3 protein-coding genes are annotated in these 4,059 nt (G+C 47.5%); all 3 read left to right on the forward strand.

Annotated elements, in window-relative coordinates:
• Positions 1-161: 161 nt before the first annotated feature.
• A complete protein-coding gene (locus QEH59_RS18150) occupies positions 162-1,235 on the forward strand; it encodes an IS110 family RNA-guided transposase (protein ID WP_308986800.1) in 1,074 nt (357 codons plus the stop codon).
• A 376-nt stretch (positions 1,236-1,611) separates the two neighbouring features.
• Positions 1,612-2,274, forward strand: coding sequence for a hypothetical protein (locus tag QEH59_RS18155; RefSeq protein ID WP_308986801.1), 663 nt, complete (start codon positions 1,612-1,614; stop codon positions 2,272-2,274).
• A gap of 747 nt (positions 2,275-3,021) precedes the next feature.
• Positions 3,022-3,957 carry a tropomyosin gene (locus QEH59_RS18160; protein WP_308986802.1) on the forward strand — a complete coding sequence of 312 codons (936 nt, stop codon included), beginning with the start codon at positions 3,022-3,024 and terminating at the stop codon, positions 3,955-3,957.
• Positions 3,958-4,059: the final 102 nt, after the last annotated feature.

Raw genomic sequence — 4,059 nt, forward strand, 5'->3', positions numbered from 1 at the left:
GGGCTAGTGTGTTTATTTTCCCACATACCAGTAATTCTATACGGATACACTCTCTTAAAGACTGGCCGCCTGGCAGAATAAAAAGACCCATCCAGTAGGCATGAGAAGGCGTAGCGAGTAAGCTTCAAAAGTGGAGCTCAATCGCATAGAACTACGCCACTATGAATACAGCAAAAAACACCCACACCATCGGCATCGACCTCGGCGACAAGAGCCACGAAACTTGCACACTAAACGCAGAGGGCGAGATTATCGAACGAACAACACTGCTCAACAACCAGCCCGAGCTGATCCGTTTCAGCAAAGCCAACCGAGGCGCAACCCTCATCATGGAAGCCGGTTGCCATTCACCATGGATTAGCCGTCTATTTAACCAGCGCGGCCACAAGGTAGTCGTCGCCAATCCACGCAAGGTCCGGGCGATCTACCAGACCGACAACAAAAACGACGAACGTGACGCCCTGCTGCTGGCTCGTATCGGACGTTTTGACCGCAACCTACTCTACGGCATCGAACATAAGAGCGAGGCGCACCAACGAGCGCTGAAGATAATTGAAGCACGTGATGCCCTGGTGAGCGCACGCGTCAAACTGGTCAACCATGTGCGCGGCTCTCTCAAAAGCCTTGGCATCTTCCTTCCATCCGGGTGCAGCACGGAGGCCTTTGCCCGTAAGGCCACGGAGCATCTTGAAGCCGTGGATTACGCACTCGTCGCACCAGTAATCGAAAGCATCGGCCATCTGAGTGAACTCATTAAAGCCGAAGACAAGCACATCGATACCATGATCGCCGAGGACTACCCTGTGGCCCAGAAGCTATTGACGATTCCCGGAGTCGGCCCAATCACAGCATTATCCTTTGTCTTAATTATTGGCTCGCCAGACCGCTTTGCGACAGCACGAGACGTCGGCCCGTTTCTTGGACTCGTGCCCGGGCGTGATCAATCCGGCGACGTCGATAAGCCCATGCGCATCACCAAAGCTGGCAACCGCATGATGCGACGCTTACTCGTCAGCTGTGCTCAATACACGCTCGGACACTTTGGGCCGCCCAGCGCGCTCAAAGAAGCTGGAGAGCGCAAAGCGAACAGCGGAGCAAAGATAGCTAAGAAGAAAGCCGTCGTCATGACGGCCCGTAAATTAGCAGTGATGATGCTCGCACTCTGGAAAGATCCGAACTCCGAATACGAACCCTTCCCAACCAAGAGCAGTCAGCAACGAGCAATCACCGCTTAAGATGAATTTTGAGACCATTCCCATGTCCCGTCCGGATGACTGCGATGTGTCGTCAGCTTCAAGCCAAACCATGGCGATTACAATGAAAGCGAGAACCAGTTAGCAGCTCCGAGACAGGACACCCACAAGCACCGAGCCTGGTAAGCTCACAAAAAAAAGAGTGCGTATGGAAGTCTGACATAGGGAATCCGTCTCGACATCCTCTCAAACATACATCATCAAAGAGTAACAAAATTGAAATTTTCACATTAAACATTAACCCCTTCTCATGGAAGACGACACAGACAACCCATTTAACCCGCCCATAACACTCTAAAAATCAACAGGACGACTAAGCCCACAGGCTGGGTGTCTGGTCTCCACGTTCGACAAATAAATGGAATCAGAAACCGTAGTCCAAATACTCAGGGAGATTACCAAAGAAAATTGGTCAGATAACCTCTTTTGGCTGATTGTGACTATCGTATTTGGGGGTCTTGCAGCGTTCCTAGGTGCCTACCTCTCGAAGAAGGGGGACATGAGAGCCCTAAAAGAAGATATACAGGAGGTCGAAACTCTCACGCAGGAGGTAAAAACCCGCTATAATCTGATACTAGAGCAACTTGCAGATGTCAGAGCTCTAAAGGTATTGGCGCCAGAGCTGCGTTTACATAAATATCAGGAAGCATACACACTCTGGGATGATATGTTTTGGTCCATCCACGACGCGGACCTCTACGAAAAAGCTAAGAAGTGCGAATGCTGGTGGAAAAAGAATTGTGTATATTTGGATGCAGATACCCGAGTTGCTTTTAAGAAAGGCATCAATTTCGCTACATTGCACCCAGATCTCTTAAAGGCTCGAGGCACTGCTCGAGACGCTGAAAGAGTTAGTGAGAACTGGGATCGAGTTTTAGAAGTAGAAAAGAAAATATTTGAAAACACTGAGCTTCCCGGAATGAGATCCGCTGAAATAAACACCGATCTGACCAAAAGAGTGGTCGATGGTAAAATCGAGCAGATTGATGCCCAAGAAAAGAAAACCATCGAACCAGAGTGAGTAGACAACGACATTACGGCTTCGCCTACATGTCGTGTCTATCACATACGTTCCCAGAAATTGAAAAAATGAATCTCAGGCTCGATGGATCGAAAGTAAGAAAAACTAGCACGACGAAGGAATCCCCCGCCCTACGAGCATCACAGGCCAAGTAAATCAATGAAAGAAACGAATCAGAGCGAGACTCACAGGCTATCCCAGCACCCCTCAGACTCGCCAGTCCCTGCGGGAACCAGGCGAGATAGTCAATGCGAGTTTACCCGTCAGTTTTTCGACAATCATTTGCACGATTGACCTCGCAGGTTCGCATCGACTACTCTTCACGTTAGTCAGAAAAATGAAATTGAGACAAAAGGTTGGAGCATGGATGGTCATTTACTCAGCATTTGCATTCATCCTACTACTTGTAGGAGTCGGACTTGAAGTCGCCTTCGGCTTAACAATAAAAATGCCAAAGATCTTTTTCACTCACTCTTTTACGACTATACCGTTAGTCGGGACGATACTCATCTACCCAAGGCTGATTTTCTTCTGTATAGCCATCCTAGTCCCGCTCCTTACCGCAATGATCGGAGTAGAGAATGATTTCGAAATATGGAAAGAATGGTATTTTTGGATACTGACCGCTGGATGTGTCGCCTACATGTTTTACTTCCTGCTAAACACCACAAACGAAGGACTAACAAGTCGGAGTGATCAACGTCGCTAGCGCGCCGTCGATCATCCTCTACGATTCTCCAGAAATAAATGAAAACATTCGTCCGCATAATTCTAATCCTCGTTCTCATTCCCACGGTCGGAATCATCATTGCCGCAGTCGCTGGCTCACTTCTTAGCAATTCTGAGCTCGCTGACGAGAATGCCACGTTGAAAAAAGAATTGGCCGAGCTTCAGGTGAAGGTGTACCAGCTCGAAAACGAACCTGAGGTCTTATATTCGAAAGCCATCGAACTCAAAAACACCAATCGCTTTAAGGAAGGGATTGCGACCCTCAAAGAACTCAACGAAAAATATCCAGATTACCAGCCCGACGAAGTATCTGAAAGCATGGCACGGTTTGTTGAAGCAGAGAACCACTTTAAGGAAGCCGAAGCGGAAAGAAAACGTGCAGAAGTAGAAAAGATAGAAATGCAGCGTTTAGAACAAGAGCGCATTGCATTAGAAAAGAAGCGAGAAGCTGAGCGACAAGAAAGAGAGCGCCAACGTGCGATGGCGGCAGCAACTCGAAACCTATCTAAGTCTACGGACGAAATGAGAGAGATTGATTGGTTCTATGATAAGAGCACTCCACGAACAAACAATACGCGTAATGTTCACGCTTATATAGGCAAAAAAGGTGATTATGTTTGGTTGCGATTCAAGATGAGCTACAATGCTGATGATTGGCTATTTGTGGATTCAGTTGCATTCAAAGTTGATGGTGAAGATTTCTCCTTGAATTATGGTCTATTTGATGATTGGGACAGAGACAATGCGGGAGGAGGCATCTGGGAGTGGAAGGATGTTAACATGGATCGTCGAACATGGGATTTGGTAAGAAAAATTGCAGATTCTAATAAAACGATGATGCGATATAATGGTCGCCAGTATTATTCAGATAGGGAGGTTACTCGCGAAGAAAAGCAAGCGATGAAGAATATCATTCTCGCATATGAAGCTATGGGCGGTGAGGCGCCAAAATAGACAATGGAGAACTCTGAAGTTACCAATTAGCGAAGCCTAATAGGTAACTATAGGTTGGACAAACCCGCGTAGGATTAAAGGGGGCGTTCGACGACTCTAGTG

The sequence above is a fragment of the Thalassobacterium sedimentorum genome (assembly GCF_031127905.1).
GTDB lineage: Bacteria > Verrucomicrobiota > Verrucomicrobiia > Opitutales > Coraliomargaritaceae > Thalassobacterium > Thalassobacterium sedimentorum.